This window comes from uncultured Gemella sp. (assembly GCF_963537375.1).
Lineage (GTDB): Bacteria > Bacillota > Bacilli > Staphylococcales > Gemellaceae > Gemella.
The window spans coordinates 24,369-41,492 of record NZ_CAUTDQ010000007.1 but is presented as its reverse complement, the minus strand read 5'-3'; the positions used below and the strand labels follow the sequence as shown (position 1 = coordinate 41,492).

Here is a 17,124-nt window from a genome sequence, read left to right as displayed (position 1 = left end):
ATGGCAAAGGTAAATGTTAAATACGAATGTAATGCCTGTGGTTACCAAAGTTTAAAATATATGGGAAGATGTCCTAATTGTAAAAAATGGGCGTCTATGGAAGAAGTAGTTGAAGCAAAAAAGGCTACTAAACATACAGAATTTGAAGTTAAAACAAATGATACAGAACGTGTAGAAGCTGGGAAACTAAAATCAGTTTCTACACAGGATGTTCCACGAACACTTACAGATAGTGGTGAATTAAATAGGGTTTTAGGTGGAGGAGTTGTAGGAGGATCATTAGTCCTTTTAGGTGGAGATCCAGGTATCGGTAAATCTACATTGCTTCTTCAGATATCAGCATATTTAGCCAAAGAACACGATGTTCTTTATGTAACAGGTGAGGAGTCTGTGAGACAGGTTAAAATAAGAGCTGATAGGTTAAAAAATAACACGGATGAACTGTTTGTTTATGCGCAAACTGATTTAAATTTAATTTATCAAGTTGTAAAAAAAATAAAACCACAGTTTTTAGTCATTGACTCAATTCAAACAATTTATAACCCTAACCTAGAAAATTCTCCAGGAAGTATTACTCAAGTTAGAGAATGCACACAACAACTTATGAAGATTGCTAAGAGTTTAAATATAGCAATATTTATAGTAGGGCATGTTACTAAAGAAGGAACTATTGCAGGACCACGTATGCTTGAACACATGGTTGATACAGTGTTATATTTTGAAGGAGAAGGGCAACATAGTTACAGAATTCTTAGAGCAGTAAAAAATCGTTTTGGATCTACTAATGAAATTGGTATTTTTGAAATGAAACATAGTGGACTAGAGGATTTAGCAAACCCTTCTCAGATGTTTCTTGAGGAACGAAGCAAAAATCTTGCAGGGGCAACAATTATAAGTACAATGGAAGGTAGCCGACCACTTCTTGTAGAAATTCAATCATTAACAACACCAACTGCTTTTAATAACCCAAGAAGAATTTCTACTGGATTAGAGTATAATAAATTAATTCTATTAATGGCTGTTCTTGAGAAGAAAGCAGGGTATCTACTTCAACAACAAGATGTTTATGTTAAGGTATCAGGTGGAGTCAAGATTGATGATCCTGCAGTAGACTTAGGTGTGGTTATGGCTGTTGCTTCAAGTTTTAAAGATATTGCGGTTAATATGAATGATTGTTTCATTGGTGAGGTTGGATTAACTGGAGAAGTGAGAAGAGTAAGTAGAATTGAACAAAGAATCAATGAGGCTAAAAAACATGGATTTAAACGTGTTATAGTGCCAATCGGTAATATGAAAAATTCTGATTTTCCAGATGGGATTGAAATAATACCGGTAAAAGATATTAGAGAATGTTTAGACATAGCTTTTAGCAATGTTTTTTAAATAAATAATTATAGGTGAGTAGAGATTTAGTATATTTATTTCTCTATTCATCTATTAGTATAAAAAAACTTAAATTATTTTGAATTTAATTATGTTAATTTTAAGTAGAATGTAGTAGAATAGTTAGAAGAGATGTTTTATATCTCTCTATCATACAATATAAAATTATTAGAGAATAATTAATAATTTTAAATTACAATTAAATATTTAAAGGAGTGATTTTCATGTTGAAAAAAGTTTTAATTACAATTTCCTTTTTTCTAGGAATAACTGTTGGAACACTATCAACTAGTGCATTGATTTATTATAATATATTTACTTCAATGAGTGAGACGATGTTAAGAATCATTGTTACAATTGGAACTACAGTATTTTTTGTATTAATGTCTTTATTATTTTCAGATAGATTTGTAGCAATGTTAAAACGAATGGAAGATCGTCTATCAAGAACACCAATACAAAAAATTGTTTTCACGACAATAGGATTAATTCTTGGATTACTGTTAGCTAGTTTACTTTCATCAGGAGTTGATGTTATAGCTGGTGCAGGAATAATGGGTAGAATAATTTCGGCTGTGATTTATATTGTTTTTGGATACTTAGGATTGGTACTAGGGTATAGACGTGAAGGTGAATTTTTAAATATTCTTACAGCTTTTAAATTTGGAAATAAACCTAAAGAAAAAGAACCTAAAGTTAAGAATAAGAAAGTTGTAGCTAAGGTTGTTGATACAAGTGCCTTAATTGATTCACGTATTCAAGATGTTGCTAAAACTGGATTCTTAGAAGGAAAAATTATTGTTCCTGAGTTTGTATTAAAAGAATTACAGTTAATCTCAGATTCGGAAGATCCATTAAAACGAGCTAAAGGAAGACTCGGATTAGATTGTGTTGAACATCTCCAAAAAATGAAAGAGATTGATCTTGAAATAGATAATAAATACAATTATAACGAGCATAAAGGTGTAGATAATCTACTAATTGACTATGCTTTAAAATATAAATGTGCTATTATAACAACTGATTATAACCTTAATAAACTTGCTACTTTACAATCTATTAAGGTTTTAAATGTTAATGATTTAAGTAATGCTGTAAAACCTATGTTAACTACAGGTGAAAAATTAGAAGTTCAGGTTCTAAGAGAAGGTAAGGAAAATAATCAAGGTGTAGCATATACTGAAGACGGTACAATGATTGTTGTTGAAAATGGTAAACGTGCCGTAGGTAAAACTGTTGAAGTTGAAGTGCAAAGTGTACTACAAACATCTTCAGGAAGAATAATATTCACAAGAATTGTTTAATAAATTTGCTTTTTTTGAAAAAATGTGTTAATATAAATTGTATTGTATTAACGAATGATTATTTTAGGAGGAGAGTATGCACACTTTTTTAATGACAATAGCAATAGTGAGCAGTATTCTGTTAATTGTAGTAGTTTTATTACAAGAAAGTAAATCTGGAGGTTTATCTGGATTAACTGGTGGAGCAGAAGAACTGTTTGGAAAACAAAAAGTAAGAGGTGCTGAATTAGTTTTACAAAGAATTACAATAGTACTAGGACTAATATTTTTTATAACACTAGTGTGTCTTACTTGGTTAAAATTATAGACTAAACAATGATAAACCTAAAATGTAATTTCATTTTAGGTTTATTTTTATAGAAATAATTATATGTTGTATAATCTAAAAAAGGAGGATTATATGTTAGAAAAAATTGAAAAAATATTCAAAGAAGATAAAGTTTTAAGTATTGAAGATTTAAAAGAAAAATTAAATATTGATTCAGCAAAAGAATTTGTTGAGTTAGTTAAGAATGTTGGAAAGTTAGAAAGAAAATTAGTGATAACTCAATTACCTAATGAGAAATTTCTTTATATCAAAGAGGCCTTAGAAGTAGAAGGGGTAATTAGATTACATCAAAAAGGCTTTGCATTTGTTTATTCGGCTGATTTAGGAATAGAAGTCTATGTACCTAAAGGATTTACTCAAAGTGCCATGACTGGTGATGTTGTTTTAGTTAAAGTTGATAGTGTATATAAAGATGATCGTAATCTAGAAGGTATTGTTCAAAAAGTACTAGAAAGAAATACTAAGTATACAGTTGGAACATTAACTAATGGAAAATTTTTCTCTTTTGTAAAAAGTGATGATAAAAATATTGTAAAATATATAAAAATAACTAATGCGAAGAACTTCAATTTAGTTGATGGAACTAAGGTGTTGGTTGAAATTACTGATTACTCTAAGGTCAGCTTTGAAGATCATAAAGGGATAATAATCAAGTCAATAGGTCACAAAGATGATCCAGGAGTTGATATTCTTTCAGTGATATATAAACATAATGTCCCGAATGAATTTCCAAAGGAAGTAGTTGAACAAACTGAAGAAATTAGCGAAGAGATTAAACTTGAAGATAAATATATAGATTGTACAAATGAAATGGTAGTTACAATTGATGGAGATGATGCAAAAGACTTAGATGATGCCGTTTCGGTAGTTAAAACTAAAAAAGGTTATAGATTGAAAGTTTTTATAGCCGATGTCAGTAGATATGTTACGGAAGATAGTCCATTAGATAAAGAAGCTGCCAATAGAGGATGTAGTGTTTATTTAGCAGATAGAGTTGTACCAATGCTACCGAGAAAATTATCTAATAATATTTGTTCGTTAAACCCACATGTAATGAGGTATACCATTTGTTGTGATATTGATTTTAATTCCAAAGGTTATCCTGAGAGTTATGATATCTATCCAGCGGTAATAAAATCTAAAGGTCGATTAACTTATAAAAAGGTTAATGAAGTTTATGCAGAAAATAACGAAGTAATAGAAGAGTATAAAGAATATGTTCCAATGTTAAAAACTGCATTAGAATTATCTAGAAAAATTCGAATGAATAGAGAAACTAGAGGTGCAATTGATTTTGATAAACCGGAATCAAAAGTTGTTGTAGATGAAAATGGTGAAGTACTAGATATAGTGTTGAGAGAAAGAGGTATATCAGAACGCCTTATTGAAGATTTTATGTTAAGTGCAAATGAAGTTATTGGAGAGCATTTCTTTTGGATGCAAGTACCATTCATTTATCGTATTCATGAAGAGCCAAAAGTTGAAAAACTTAGACAATTTTTTGATATTGCGGCTAGTCTAGGATATAGAACAAAAGGGAAAATTGACGAAATTGAACCTTATATTCTTGCCAATATGCTTAGAAAATTCAAGGGTGAAGTTGTAGAACCAATGCTTTCTACAATTTTATTAAGAACTATGAATCAGGCAAGATATTCTACAAATAATATAGGCCACTTTGCATTAGCGACGAAATATTATACTCACTTTACATCGCCTATAAGACGTTATCCAGACTTATTGGTACACAGAATGATAAGAACTTATCTATTTAATGGAGATGTATCAGATGAAACGATTGACAATTTCCTTACTCGACTTCCAGAATTAGCTGAAAGTTCTTCAGAATATGAAAAACGAGCAGTTGATTGTGAACGTGAAGTTGATAGAATGAAAAAATGTGAGTATATGTTGAAATATCAAGAACAAACATTTAGAGGTATTATATCTAGTGTTACTAATTTTGGGGTGTTTATTACGTTAGAAAGAAGTAATATTGAAGGCCTAGTCCATATTAAGGCTATGAATGATGATTATTATACTTATGATCAAAAGAACATGGTTTTAATTGGAAGAAGAAAGAAAAAAATATATCGTCTAGGTGATGAGGTTATCGTTAAGGTAGCGAATGTTGATTTAGAGAATCAAGAAATAGATTTCAAAATATTGAAACATAAATCATTAATTAGTGGTAAATAGAGGAAGATATTATGAACAAAGAAATTAAAGTAATAGCTCAAAATAAAAAAGCAAATCATGATTATTTTATTGAGGAAACATACGAGGCAGGATTAGTTCTAACTGGTACAGAAATAAAATCAATACGTCGTGGAAGGATTAATCTAAAGGATTCTTATTGTCAAACAAGACGTGGAGAAATGTTTGTATATAATATGCATATTTCTCATTTTGAAGAGGGTAATAGATTTAATCATGAACCATTAAGAGTAAGAAAATTATTATTAAAGAAAAAACAAATTGCTTCATTGACTAACGTGCAAAATGAAATAGGTATGAGTATAATTCCTTTAAAACTATATATAAAAAATGGCTATGCAAAGCTGTTAATTGGAGTTGCTAAGGGTAAAAAGAATTATGATAAACGTCATGTGTTGAAGCAAAAAGAAGCAAATAAAGAGATAAGTAGGGTTTTGAAAGATAAACAGAAATATTAAAAAACTATGTATTATTTCATAGTAAGTATAGTTAAACATATCGTAATAAGGTTTATTACGATATGTTTTTTTTATACCTAAAGAATAAAATAGTATAAAACAATTATTTGTCCTTGATTTTTTATTGAAGAGTATAAATGAAAAATAGAACTGTTATAAAAAAACTACGTAATTTTTTTCAAAAAAATATATATTATTTTCTTTGGTATTACTGGATTTTTTAAGAATGTTGTAAAAATAACTAAAAAAACGCTTTACATTTAAATGGAAGCGTGCTACAATATTTAATGTAAACAAGAAAATCGTTGACAAATTACCATCAAATACAAAAGAGTTATTATATCTAAATAGTAAAAAATGAAACAGTAAAAAAACTGTTATATATCTGATTGATGAGAGTAGAGAGAGTAGTCTTTAGAATAAACAGTTAAGAATTTTTACAATATTTTATTTTTAGTTAACATATTATTTGGTAGTTAAAAACAATAGATTTTCACAAACCAAACAAAATATATTTATACAAAGGAGAAGTGTATTTATGGAAAAATTCACTCAATTATTACAGCCGGTGGCTGATAATTTATATCTTTCTGCACTTGTTGCATTAATCCCGATTGTGTTTTACTTAGTAGCACTAGCAGGATTTAAAGTTAAAGGGTGGTTAACAGGACTTTTAACTTTATTAGTAGCAATTGTAATTGCATGCGTATTCTTTAAAATGCCATTCCAATTCGCAGCGTTCTCAACAATTCATGGTATGGTATACGGTATTATGCCTATCGGTTGGATTATTTTAACATCAGTATTCTTATATAAAATGACAGTTAAAACTGGTCACTTTGATATTATCAGAGACAGTATTACTTCATTAACTGATGACCGTCGTATCCAAGCATTAATCATTGCATTCTCATTTGGGGCTTTCTTAGAAGGAGCTGCAGGATTTGGAGCACCGGTAGCAATCACAGCTTCATTATTAGTAGGTTTAGGATTTAAACCACTTTATGCTGCAGGTGTTTGTATGATCGCTAATACTGCACCGGTTGCATTCGGAGCAGTTGGAGCACCGGTAACAGCTATGGATGGATTAGCAACTTATGCAAATGGATCACCAATCGCTGCTGCAGAAATCGCAGCTATGATTGGACGTCAATTACCATTAGTGTCTATCTTTATTCCATTCTACTTAGTATTAATCATGGCTGGATTTAAGAAAACATTAGAAGTATGGCCTGCATTATTAGTATCTGGTGGATCATTTGCGATAGCACAATTTATAAGTTCTAACTTCATGGGAGAACAATTACCTGACATTCTTTCATCATTAGTATCATTAGTTTCAATCGTTGTTTTACTTCAATTCTGGAAACCAAAAACAACTTGGAGATTTGCTGATGAAAAAGAAGATGGTGGAAAAGATAGTGTTAAAGCAAAACACAGCTTAAACGAAGTTTTAGTAGCTTGGTCACCATTCGTAGTATTAACAGTGATTATCTTCTTATGGACTATGAAATCTTCTAAAGCATTCTTCAAAACACTTGCTTTAAATCCGAAGGTACCATTTATCCACAATAATATTATTAGTTCTGTATCAGGAAAAGAAATTGCAGCAGTATTCAAACTTGACCTAGTAGGATCAATCGGGACAGCAATTTTAGTAGCAGCGTTAATCTCTAAGTTTATTATTAAAATTAGTTGGAAAGATGCAGGTGCAACTTTTATTCAAACATTTAATGAAGTTAAAATTGCATTGTTAACAATCTGTTTCGTAGTAGGATTTGCATACATTATGAATGCATCAGGTATGTCTAATACTCTAGGATACGCGCTAGCAGCAACAGGTGGAGCATTTAAATTCCTATCACCAGCTCTTGGATGGATTGGAGTGTTCATTACTGGTTCTGATACATCAGCTAACTTACTATTTGCTAAATTACAACAAGTTACAGCTAGCCAAGTAGGAATGGATCCATTATTAGCGGTAGCAGCTAACGCATCAGGAGGAGTAGTAGGTAAAATGATTTCTCCACAATCTATCGCAGTAGCAGCTGCAGCGGTTGGTCTAGTAGGTAGAGAGTCAGACTTACTTAAATTTACAGTTAAACACAGTTTCATCCTGTTAATAATTGTGTGTGCTATCGTTGCACTTCAATCAACTAGAGTACTTGGATGGATGATTCCAGTACACCCATAATAAAAGAATAGTATTAAGGAAGATCGAGTTATACTTGATCTTCTTTTTTATTAGTGAAAGTGCTAACGAAAAAAAATATCTTAAATTAAAGTAATTTCGTTAGTATATTTGTTTACAATCAAGAAAAATAGTGGTATTATTGATAAGTTAGATTAAATACTATATAAATTTAAGATTATATATATTTTATAAAGTAAGAACAAGGAGATAAAAATGTCAGTACAATTAAGAGATGATGTTAGAAATATAGCAATTATAGCCCACGTTGACCACGGTAAAACTACATTAGTTGATGAGCTATTAAAACAATCAGGAATTTTCCGCTCAAACGAGCACGTAGAAGAAAGAGCTATGGACTCTAACGATTTAGAAAGAGAACGTGGTATTACAATCCTAGCAAAAAATACAGCTATTGATTATAAAGGAAAAAGAATTAACATTCTTGATACACCAGGACACGCAGACTTCGGTGGTGAAGTAGAGCGTATCATGAAAATGGTAGATGGTGTTCTTTTAGTAGTAGATGCTTACGAAGGAACAATGCCTCAAACTCGTTTCGTTCTTAAAAAAGCTTTAGAACAAAACTTAAAACCAATTGTTGTTGTAAACAAAATTGATAAACCATCAGCTCGTCCAGAGGAAGTAGTAGACGAAGTTATTGATTTATTTATCGAATTAGGTGCAAATGATGAGCAACTTGAATTCCCAGTTGTTTATGCATCAGCTATTAACGGAACAGCTTCTTTAGAAAGTGATCCAAGTGCGCAAGAAGAAAACATGCAATGTTTATATGAAACAGTAATTGATTACGTTCCAGCACCAAAAGATAATAGAGATGAACCACTTCAATTCCAAGTAGCATTATTAGATTATAATGACTATGTTGGACGTATTGGTATTGGACGTGTATTCCGTGGAAGTATGAAAGTAGGAGAATCAGTTTCTCTTATGAAACTTGATGGAACAGTGAAAAACTTCCGTGTAACTAAGATTTTTGGTTACTTTGGATTAAAACGTGAAGAAATTCAAGAAGCGCATGCAGGGGATATCGTTGCAGTAAGTGGTATGGATGATATTAACGTTGGGGAAACAGTTTGTCCAACAGATCACCAAGAAGCATTACCAATACTTCACATTGATGAACCAACACTACAAATGACTTTCTTAGTTAATAACTCACCATTTGCTGGTAAAGAAGGTAAATTTGTTACAGCTCGTAAATTAGAAGATAGATTAATGCAACAATTAGAAACAGACGTTTCATTACGTGTAGAACCTAATACAAGTGATTCTTGGGTAGTAAGTGGACGTGGAGAACTTCACTTATCAATTCTTATCGAAAACTTACGTCGTGAAGGTTACGAGCTTCAAGTATCTAAACCAGAAGTAATTATCCGTAACATAGATGGTGTAGATTGTGAGCCAGTTGAGCGTGTTCAAGTTGATGTACCGGATGAAAGTGTTGGTGCTGTTATCGAATCATTAGGTCAACGTAAAGGTGATATGGTAGATATGCAAGCTGATGGAAATGGACAAACTCGTCTTATCTTTAATGTCCCAGCTCGTGGACTTATCGGATACTCTACAGAATTCATGTCTATGACTAAAGGATATGGTATTATTAACCACACATTCGATTCTTACCAACCAATGCAAAAAGGGCGTGTTGGTGGACGTCGTAATGGTGTATTAGTAGCTCTTGAAAATGGTCAAGCTACAGCGTACTCTATCTCAAGCTTAGAAGATCGTGGTACAGTATTTATTGAGCCAGGTACGGATGTATACGGTGGTATGATTGTTGGAGAAAACAGCCGTGAAAATGACTTAACAGTTAACATCACAAAAGCTAAAGCTCAAACAAACGTACGTTCTTCTACAAAAGACCAAACAGTAACACTTAAAAAAGCTCGTATTATGACTTTAGAAGAAAGTCTTGAGTACCTAAGTGATGATGAATACTTAGAGGTAACTCCAGAGTCAATTCGTCTACGTAAAAAAGAATTAGATAAAGCAGCTCGTGAAAAAGCAGCTCGTAAAGCAAAATATTCAGAAGAATAGAAATAAAGAAACTTTCGAAGTAGGTAACTATTTCGAAAGTTTTTTTATAAAGAAAAAATTATTGTATAATTATAGAAAAAATGTATTAATTTATAGAGATATAAATTAATTATTTTAATAGAATCTTTATATTTTGAAATATAATAATTTTCCTGTATTTAATTTTAATGTAGATTAACTTTATATTTGATGATATAATATGTAACAGAGATAACTCTATAAAAATATTATAAAAACTAAGGGAGGCATAATTATGTCAAAAAAATATGATGTTGTTATAAAATCTACAGGAATGGGTAGTGGAGAACAAGAATTGAGTGATAACCTAATGAAAGGGTTTATTCATACTCTTGCTCAAAAAGAACACTTACCAGAGCATATTATATTTTATGGAGAAGGAGTAAAATATACTGCAAAAGGTTCTGAAGCACTTGAAGATTTGAGCGACTTAGAATCTAGAGGTGTTAAAATACTTTCATGTGGAATTTGTGTAGACTATTATGATTTAACAGACTACTTAAAAATAGGTGGACTTACAACTATGTCAGAAGTAATTGATATCTTATCAAATAGTGAACTAGTTGTTGAACCATAGTATTATTTTAAAGGGAGTGACTCAAAAATCGTGATTTCGGAGAAATCGATTTTGTCGAGTCACCCCCGCAAAGTTTATTAGATATCTAAAAATCTTTTTAAAATCGAATTTAGATATCAATAAACCACTGCGTTTATGAGTTCTTATAGTCGTTTTGTTAAAATTTAGGACTTTTGGGTCAGCCCTTTTTTTATGGAGGTATTAAGTATGGAGGGAAATTTGTTTAAACCTTTTACTACATCATTAATAGGTAGTTTACCTAGATCTAAAGAATTATTATTACTAAAAGAGAGTTGTAAAAAAAGTGAAAAATATACCGAAGTATATTTGCAAAAGTACATTGAAGAAACAAATAAAGTAATTTCTTTTCAGAAAGATTGTGGAATTGAGGTAATTGTTAGCGGTGAATTAAATCGAGATAACTATATGAGTTATATAGGGGAAATCGTTGATGGTGTTAAATTATTAACTCTTGAAGAGTTAAAAGAATTAACAGGGAATAATGAAAATTTTCGTAAAAGTTTAGAAGAAATGGATGCTTCAGATAATAGTATGAATAGTCCAATTTGTTTTGAAAAAATAAATACGGAAGTTAGGTTAAATAAAAAAGAGATAGAAATACTAAAGGATAGTTCAGTAGAACATTACAAATGTACATTACCAAGTCCATATTTATTAACTAGATCAATGTGGTTAAAAGAAATTACGGGAAATTCGTATGAGAGTAGAAATGAACTAGGAGAAGATGTAGTAAAACTTTTACGTCATGAAATTAGAGAATTAGTAAAAGAAGGAGTAAAGATTATCCAGATAGATGAACCAATACTATCAGAAGTCGTCTTTACTAATTCTAAATCAGATAATTCCTTTTACTGAGGTGCTTTATCGGAAAAAGTCAAGGTTGACAAAGAGTTAAAGTTTGCAAAGAATTTATTAAATGAGGTTTTAAATGAAATAAATTCTCATGAAGGTGTAATGAGTATTATGCATGTATGTAGAGGGAATTGGACAAAAGATGAAAGTGTATTACTTGAAGGAGCATATGATAAACTTGGGAAATTTTTTGATTCTCTTAAAGTAGATATGTTGGCATTAGAATTTTCAACACCTCGAGCAGGAGAAGTGGAAAAATTGTTTTATAATAATTTTCTAGATACAAAAATTATTTTAGGTTTTGGATGTATAAATCCAAGAAGTGACAGAGTTGAATCGGTTGATGAGATTGTAAGAAACGTAGAAAAAGTATTAGAATTCTTACCACCTGAAAATGTATGGCTAAATCCTGACTGTGGATTTGCCACATTTTCTAGAAGACCGTTAAATCCATATCCTATAATTCAAAAAAAATTAGAAAATATGGTAGAGGCTTCAAGAGTCTTACGAGAAAAATATTGTAAATAAAAAAATTAGCCTATGAATCACAAAATTCTTAGGCTAATTTTAATGAATTATTAATTTTTAACTTCTAAATTACCATCTTTTAAAGAGATATTATCTCCTTCTTTAACTTTTTCGTATTGTTCTTTAGTTACTGTAACGTGCTTAGTTTCACCATCTTTAGTTTTAATTTCAAGCATATAGACAGGAACTTTTGAATCTTTTACGTTGTCTACTAATTCTTTTTGCTTATCGCTTGCTTGAACATGATTGTGTGATGTAGCTGAACTGAATAATGTATACCATAGAAGTGCATTCGTTATATTACTTCCTGAAAAGAAGCCACTACTTCTGTAGTTATTATTTATGTAGTCAGTATATTGTTTTTTATAACCTTGATTATTGTAACTATTATAATCCTTATTATATGAACCACCTGAATTTTTCGTGAAGTTCTTAGTAGTGCTTGTAGTTGGTTTACTACTAGCTGTCGAACTAGTAGGTTTAGAACTTTGTTTGCTACTAGATGGTTTAGAAGAACTAGGTTTAGAACTAGATCTTGAAACGCTTGGTCTAGCTGATGAGCCTTTTGCTTCTATAAGATTAATGTTAGATGTGCTTATTGTAGAAAAAATTAATGTAGATGTAAGAAATAAACTTGTTATTTTTTTAAGTGTATTCTTTTTCATAGTACTATCCTTTCACGAAAATTAATTATTTTCAGTACTGCGTTTTGCGACGACAGTCCCTTCGATATTTTCTTGAGAATTTGTTTCACTTTTTACAGTATTTTCAATATTAGTTTTGTCATCTACTTTATTATCATCGGTAGAGTTGTTGTTAAAGTAATAATATAAACCAAACCCTACAATTGTGACAGTTAATAAAGTAAGAAATATTTTTAAAAATCTAGCCATATTAGAATCCTCCTAATACGTATCCTTTCATATCTAAAGCACGTTTTAACCTATCATATTCTGATGCAGGCACTTCAATTTCTTCTCCATTTACTTGAGAAATAGTGGCATACTCATCATTTAGTCCTTTCCAAACATCAACGATATTGTTTAAGTTGATTAATCCACGATTTCCATCTATTAGAGTAATTTCAAACCAATTCATAAAATTACCTCCTTTTTATTATTATGCTTAAATTATATCATAGTTCTAAGGAAAAAAATAGTATAGTAAATTTAAATATTACTATAGTTATTAAGGAAAGATTAATTCATGCTTTAATGTAAAATTAATGTATATTTTAAAAAAATTTGATATAATGATAGAAAGAATAAAATATAGTGAGGACAGAACGATGAAAATATCTGTGATAGGTTCAGGAAGTTGGGGAACAGCTTTATCTCAGGCTGTTGTTGATAATGGGCATGAACTATTATTATATTCAAGAAGTGAGAAATCGCGTGATGAAATTAATATACATCACACAAACAGTAGATATTTAAAAAATGCTATTTTACCTAAGGAAGTTGTTGCTACTAGTAGTTTAAAAGAAGCAGTTGAGTTTGCAGATGTAATTGTTATTGCAGTTCCTACAAAAGTGATGAGAGAAGTATCAAAGGAAATCAATAAATATTTAGATAAACCAAAATATATAATCCATGTATCTAAAGGTTTAGAGATGGATACTAACAAGAGGATGTCAGAGGTTATATCTGATGAAATTGATAGTGATAAACTTAAAGGTGTGGGAGTGCTTAGTGGTCCATCTCATGCAGAAGAGTTAATTTTAAGAAACCCTACAGTAGTTGCTATTGCATCAAAAAATGATGAATTAAATAAATTAGCACAAGAAATCTTCCATAATAAATATTTTAGAATTTATGTTAATAAAGATTTGATTGGTGTTGAAGTTGGTGGTGCTTTAAAGAATATAATTGCCCTTGGATGTGGAATAATTGATGGGATGGCTTATGGGGATAATGCTAAAGCAGCATTATTAACACGTGGGTTAATCGAGATAACAAGATTAGGGAAAAAACTAGGTGCTGATGAAATGACGTTCTTAGGTCTTGGAGGAATAGGTGACTTAGTAGTAACATGTACATCTAAACATTCAAGAAACTATAATTGCGGTTATTTAATAGGACAAGGATATTCATTAGAAGAAGCTATTAAAAAATTAGATATGGTAGCTGAAGGTGTGAGAACTACAAAAGTATGTTATTACTTGTCTAAGAAGTTTGATGTGTATATGCCAATTACTGAAAATATATACAAAGTATTGTATGAAGGACTTAGTATAAAAGACTGTGTTAACAACCTTATGAATAAGATGGCCGCAGAAGAATTAAATAAATTTGAATAAATAAGTTTACGTATTAGTAGAAAGATAAAATAATTTGAAAATTACTAATTAAAATATAGAAAAAATGCTAAAAAAGGCTAAATTTATATAATAAAACCTTGATTATTAGCGATTTATATGGTAATATTTAATAAGTGAAACGGTAGAACCGTTACTCAATAATGGAGGTAAAGAATTAATGAATAAATCAGAATTAATTTCAAAAGTTGCTGAGAAATCAGGACTACAAAAAAAACAAGCAACTGCTGCTATCGAAGCATTCGTAGAAACAGTTGAAGAAACTTTAGCTAAAGGTGAAAAAATCCAAATTATCGGATTTGGTAACTTTGAAGTTAGAGAAAGAGCTGCACGTAAAGGACGTAACCCTCAAACTAACGAAGTTATCGAAATCGCTGCAAGCAAAGTTCCTGCTTTCAAAGCTGGTAAAGCTCTTAAAGACGCAGTTAAATAATAACAATTTAATTCAAAAAGAGGAGTTACTACTTAGTAGCTCTTTTTTTTATAAAAACGGAGGATAGTTTTGAAAAATAAAGAACAATCACAAGAACTTATAAAAACACTATTAGAAAATATTGGTGAAGATACATCAAGAGCTGGATTACTAGACACACCTAAAAGATGTGTAAAAATGTATGAAGAGTTATTATCTAAAACAAATGTAGATCCGAAAGAGGAAATTAATACATTTTTTGAATCAGATAATGATGAGCCTATTTTAGTAAAAGACATTCAGTTCTACTCTCTATGTGAACACCATATGTTACCGTTCTATGGAGTATGTCACATAGCCTACGTTCCAAATAATAAAAAAATAACAGGGCTTAGTAAATTAGCTCGCCTTGTAGAAAGTGCTAGCCGTAGACTTCAAATTCAAGAAGATATGACACTAATGCTTGTAAATGCAATAGAAGAACAATTACAACCCAAAGGTGTGTATGTAATTATAGAAGCTGAACACATGTGTATGGCTATGCGTGGAATTAAGAAGATTGGTTCAAAAACAGTGACTAGTAAGAAAACTGGTATTTTCCTAGAAGATACGGAATTAGTTAAAGATATTCAATATAAAATTAAGTTATAAAAATAACTGATAATATAAGGAGTAGATTATGAAAGAGAGTAGCTATATTATTATTAGAGCTGAAGTCGATAATGTAAAAGTTATTACAAAAAAGACAAATAACGAAGAAGCTCTAGAAATATTAAATAAGGGAGAAGTTATTATTCTAAATATATTTGATAATATCGTAAATTTTAAAGTACAAGGAAGAGCGAGAATAGTATCAAATTTAGATCAAGTAATTTCGGAATAAATGATAAACCTACACAGACTAAAAGTAGCTTGTGTAGGTTTTTTTGTAAAAATATAGTGAAACTATTGTTTGGAATAAAAAAAGTTCGCAGAAATTTTTCTGAGAACTTCTTTATTTTTACTAGAATAGTAATTTATCTGCTCCACCAAGTTTGTAGTCAAGAGCAGCCATAGCAAGTACGTTAATAAAGTGCCATGGACGATCAAATTCTGGTTGGAAGAATATATCAGCAAGTGCTAATTGTTCTAATGTCCAGTCTGATGCGATAGCTATTGATAAAGCTGCGATAGCACTAGAAACGTCGTGTTTAGACATGAATTGAGCTCCTAGAACTCTGTGAGTATCTTCATCGTAGTAAATTTTCATGTGAACTAGATTGTTTTCTTTTCTCATGAAGTCAGGGTAGATTCTCTCTTCTACATATTTAGAAGCTACTTTACCGTCATATAGACCTACACCGTTTTGAGATAGTCCAGTACTTACAAATTTGTAATCGAAGAATGATAATGCAGAAGTACCGTTTACTGCAGGCATTTTAGTTTTAGTACCCATAGCGTTTAATGCAGCTACAACACCTTGACGACGAGCTAATGTAGCAAGAGCTATTGGTAATTCTCCACGTGTTGGAGCATATGGAAGAAGAGTAGAGTCTCCTCCAGCGTATACATCCTCAGCAGATGTTTCTAAGTATTCGTTAGTAACAACAAAACCGCGTTCTGTCATTTCTAATTCTCCATTTAGCCATGAAGCATCTGGACGAACACCAACAGAAACGATTACTGTATCTGCTTCGTATTCACCTTGATCAGTTACTACAGAAGTAACTTTTCCGTTTTCACCTTTGAATGAAAGAACTTTTTCTCCACCACGAACTTTAAGATTGTGTTTAGCACCTTCTTCAGTAAGGATGTCAGTTAATTCTTGGTCTAAATATGTATTTAAGATTCTTGGTGCGAAGTCAACGATTGTTACATCGATACCGTGTTTTGCATAAGATTCTGCAACTTCAAGACCGATGTATCCACCACCAACTACAACAGCTTTTTTACTGTTTTGCATACAATTGTATACAGCTTGAGTGTCTTCTGGTCCACGGAAAGTGTGGATATTTTCTAATTCAATTCCTTCGAATGGAGGTTTAATTGCAGCTCCACCAGGACTTAATAATAATTTATCGTAAGTTTGTTTTTCTTCACCAGCTGGTGTTTTAACAACAACATATTTCTCTTTTGAGTTTAATCCTACAACATCGCTGTTACAGTGGATGTTAATACCTTGAGAACGGTAAGATTCCTCTGTAGCAAAGTGTAGTTCAGATAATGCTTTAGATGTCCCATCTAAATAAGATTGGCTACCTCAACCCATAAATGAAGCCCCAGCGCCTCTTTCATATAAGTGAATTTCAGCATTAGGCTCGTTTTTTAAGATAGTTTGAACAGCTTCGTAACCGAAGTGAGATGTTCCAACAACTACATATTTCATATATTTTCCTCCTAAATTAATATTAAAATTTTCCCGTATAATTTCTATTGTATTATTATACAAATAGTATTATAACACATAACACCAAAATA

17 protein-coding genes are annotated in these 17,124 nt (G+C 30.9%); 13 read left to right on the top strand and 4 right to left on the bottom strand.

What is annotated here, in order from left to right; translation table 11 throughout:
- The 9 genes from radA (at nucleotide 1) to RYK99_RS02515 (ending at nucleotide 11,938) form a co-directional block, all read left to right on the top strand.
- Nucleotides 1–1,383: a DNA repair protein RadA gene (gene radA, locus RYK99_RS02555; RefSeq protein WP_204644434.1), complete on the top strand. Its 1,383-nt coding sequence runs from the start codon at nucleotides 1–3 to the stop codon at nucleotides 1,381–1,383.
- A 224-nt stretch (nucleotides 1,384–1,607) separates the two neighbouring features.
- On the top strand, nucleotides 1,608–2,687 hold the full coding sequence (locus RYK99_RS02550; RefSeq protein ID WP_271965694.1) for a PIN/TRAM domain-containing protein: 1,080 nt from the start codon (nucleotides 1,608–1,610) through the stop codon (nucleotides 2,685–2,687).
- Nucleotides 2,688–2,763: 76 nt separating this feature from the next.
- Nucleotides 2,764–2,994 (top strand): preprotein translocase subunit SecG, encoded by a 231-nt coding sequence (gene secG / locus RYK99_RS02545; RefSeq protein WP_003146900.1) that lies wholly within the window; start codon nucleotides 2,764–2,766, stop codon nucleotides 2,992–2,994.
- Nucleotides 2,995–3,087: 93 nt separating this feature from the next.
- Nucleotides 3,088–5,214: a ribonuclease R gene (gene rnr / locus RYK99_RS02540; RefSeq protein ID WP_314989841.1), complete on the top strand. Its 2,127-nt coding sequence runs from the start codon at nucleotides 3,088–3,090 to the stop codon at nucleotides 5,212–5,214.
- A gap of 11 nt (nucleotides 5,215–5,225) precedes the next feature.
- Nucleotides 5,226–5,690 carry an SsrA-binding protein SmpB gene (gene smpB, locus RYK99_RS02535; RefSeq protein ID WP_271965696.1) on the top strand — a complete coding sequence of 155 codons (465 nt, stop codon included), beginning with the start codon at nucleotides 5,226–5,228 and terminating at the stop codon, nucleotides 5,688–5,690.
- Between the two features lie 538 nt (nucleotides 5,691–6,228).
- On the top strand, nucleotides 6,229–7,884 hold the full coding sequence (locus tag RYK99_RS02530) for an L-lactate permease (protein ID WP_271965698.1): 1,656 nt from the start codon (nucleotides 6,229–6,231) through the stop codon (nucleotides 7,882–7,884).
- 213 nt (nucleotides 7,885–8,097) lie between these two features.
- Nucleotides 8,098–9,942 (top strand): translational GTPase TypA, encoded by a 1,845-nt coding sequence (gene typA / locus RYK99_RS02525; RefSeq protein ID WP_271965699.1) that lies wholly within the window; start codon nucleotides 8,098–8,100, stop codon nucleotides 9,940–9,942.
- A 253-nt stretch (nucleotides 9,943–10,195) separates the two neighbouring features.
- On the top strand, nucleotides 10,196–10,537 hold the full coding sequence (yedF, locus tag RYK99_RS02520) for a sulfurtransferase-like selenium metabolism protein YedF (RefSeq protein WP_271965700.1): 342 nt from the start codon (nucleotides 10,196–10,198) through the stop codon (nucleotides 10,535–10,537).
- A gap of 207 nt (nucleotides 10,538–10,744) precedes the next feature.
- On the top strand, nucleotides 10,745–11,938 hold the full coding sequence (locus RYK99_RS02515) for a cobalamin-independent methionine synthase II family protein (protein ID WP_271965701.1): 1,194 nt from the start codon (nucleotides 10,745–10,747) through the stop codon (nucleotides 11,936–11,938).
- A 50-nt stretch (nucleotides 11,939–11,988) separates the two neighbouring features.
- On the opposite strand, the gene RYK99_RS02510 is transcribed toward RYK99_RS02515, so the two are convergent.
- The 3 genes from RYK99_RS02510 to RYK99_RS02500 are packed head-to-tail and all read right to left on the bottom strand — an operon-like array spanning nucleotide 11,989 to nucleotide 13,036.
- A complete protein-coding gene (locus RYK99_RS02510; RefSeq protein ID WP_271965702.1) occupies nucleotides 11,989–12,603 on the bottom strand; it encodes a hypothetical protein in 615 nt (204 codons plus the stop codon).
- A gap of 21 nt (nucleotides 12,604–12,624) precedes the next feature.
- A complete protein-coding gene (locus RYK99_RS02505; RefSeq protein ID WP_271965703.1) occupies nucleotides 12,625–12,831 on the bottom strand; it encodes a hypothetical protein in 207 nt (68 codons plus the stop codon).
- A gap of 1 nt (nucleotide 12,832) precedes the next feature.
- Nucleotides 12,833–13,036: a hypothetical protein gene (locus tag RYK99_RS02500; protein WP_271965704.1), complete on the bottom strand. Its 204-nt coding sequence runs from the start codon at nucleotides 13,034–13,036 to the stop codon at nucleotides 12,833–12,835.
- Between the two features lie 190 nt (nucleotides 13,037–13,226).
- On the opposite strand from RYK99_RS02500, the gene RYK99_RS02495 reads away from it, so the two are divergent.
- The 4 genes from RYK99_RS02495 to mtrB all read left to right on the top strand — a co-directional run bounded on the left by RYK99_RS02495 (nucleotide 13,227) and on the right by mtrB (nucleotide 15,550).
- Nucleotides 13,227–14,237 (top strand): NAD(P)H-dependent glycerol-3-phosphate dehydrogenase, encoded by a 1,011-nt coding sequence (locus RYK99_RS02495; RefSeq protein WP_271965705.1) that lies wholly within the window; start codon nucleotides 13,227–13,229, stop codon nucleotides 14,235–14,237.
- A gap of 178 nt (nucleotides 14,238–14,415) precedes the next feature.
- Nucleotides 14,416–14,688, top strand: a complete 273-nt coding sequence (locus RYK99_RS02490) for an HU family DNA-binding protein (protein WP_003144688.1) — start codon at nucleotides 14,416–14,418, stop codon at nucleotides 14,686–14,688.
- Nucleotides 14,689–14,757: 69 nt separating this feature from the next.
- A complete protein-coding gene (gene folE, locus RYK99_RS02485) occupies nucleotides 14,758–15,318 on the top strand; it encodes a GTP cyclohydrolase I FolE (protein WP_060914163.1) in 561 nt (186 codons plus the stop codon).
- Nucleotides 15,319–15,346: 28 nt separating this feature from the next.
- Nucleotides 15,347–15,550, top strand: coding sequence for a trp RNA-binding attenuation protein MtrB (gene mtrB / locus RYK99_RS02480; RefSeq protein ID WP_003146887.1), 204 nt, complete (start codon nucleotides 15,347–15,349; stop codon nucleotides 15,548–15,550).
- 120 nt (nucleotides 15,551–15,670) lie between these two features.
- Here the strand turns inward: mtrB and RYK99_RS02475 are convergent, their stop codons facing one another.
- On the bottom strand, nucleotides 15,671–17,032 hold the full coding sequence (locus RYK99_RS02475; RefSeq protein ID WP_314989837.1) for an FAD-dependent oxidoreductase: 1,362 nt from the start codon (nucleotides 17,030–17,032) through the stop codon (nucleotides 15,671–15,673).
- Nucleotides 17,033–17,124 lie beyond the last annotated feature (92 nt).

Excerpts from the sequence above, each read along its gene's own strand:
- radA (WP_204644434.1), top strand. The coding sequence starts at position 1 with ATGGCAAAGGTAAATGTTAAATACGAATGTAATGCCTGTGGTTACCAA.
- RYK99_RS02550 (WP_271965694.1), top strand. The coding sequence starts at position 1,608 with ATGTTGAAAAAAGTTTTAATTACAATTTCCTTTTTTCTAGGAATAACT.
- secG (WP_003146900.1), top strand. The coding sequence starts at position 2,764 with ATGCACACTTTTTTAATGACAATAGCAATAGTGAGCAGTATTCTGTTA.
- rnr (WP_314989841.1), top strand. The coding sequence starts at position 3,088 with ATGTTAGAAAAAATTGAAAAAATATTCAAAGAAGATAAAGTTTTAAGT.
- smpB (WP_271965696.1), top strand. The coding sequence starts at position 5,226 with ATGAACAAAGAAATTAAAGTAATAGCTCAAAATAAAAAAGCAAATCAT.
- RYK99_RS02530 (WP_271965698.1), top strand. The coding sequence starts at position 6,229 with ATGGAAAAATTCACTCAATTATTACAGCCGGTGGCTGATAATTTATAT.
- typA (WP_271965699.1), top strand. The coding sequence starts at position 8,098 with ATGTCAGTACAATTAAGAGATGATGTTAGAAATATAGCAATTATAGCC.
- yedF (WP_271965700.1), top strand. The coding sequence starts at position 10,196 with ATGTCAAAAAAATATGATGTTGTTATAAAATCTACAGGAATGGGTAGT.
- RYK99_RS02510 (WP_271965702.1), bottom strand. The coding sequence starts at position 12,603 with ATGAAAAAGAATACACTTAAAAAAATAACAAGTTTATTTCTTACATCT.
- RYK99_RS02505 (WP_271965703.1), bottom strand. The coding sequence starts at position 12,831 with ATGGCTAGATTTTTAAAAATATTTCTTACTTTATTAACTGTCACAATT.
- RYK99_RS02500 (WP_271965704.1), bottom strand. The coding sequence starts at position 13,036 with ATGAATTGGTTTGAAATTACTCTAATAGATGGAAATCGTGGATTAATC.
- RYK99_RS02495 (WP_271965705.1), top strand. The coding sequence starts at position 13,227 with ATGAAAATATCTGTGATAGGTTCAGGAAGTTGGGGAACAGCTTTATCT.
- RYK99_RS02490 (WP_003144688.1), top strand. The coding sequence starts at position 14,416 with ATGAATAAATCAGAATTAATTTCAAAAGTTGCTGAGAAATCAGGACTA.
- mtrB (WP_003146887.1), top strand. The coding sequence starts at position 15,347 with ATGAAAGAGAGTAGCTATATTATTATTAGAGCTGAAGTCGATAATGTA.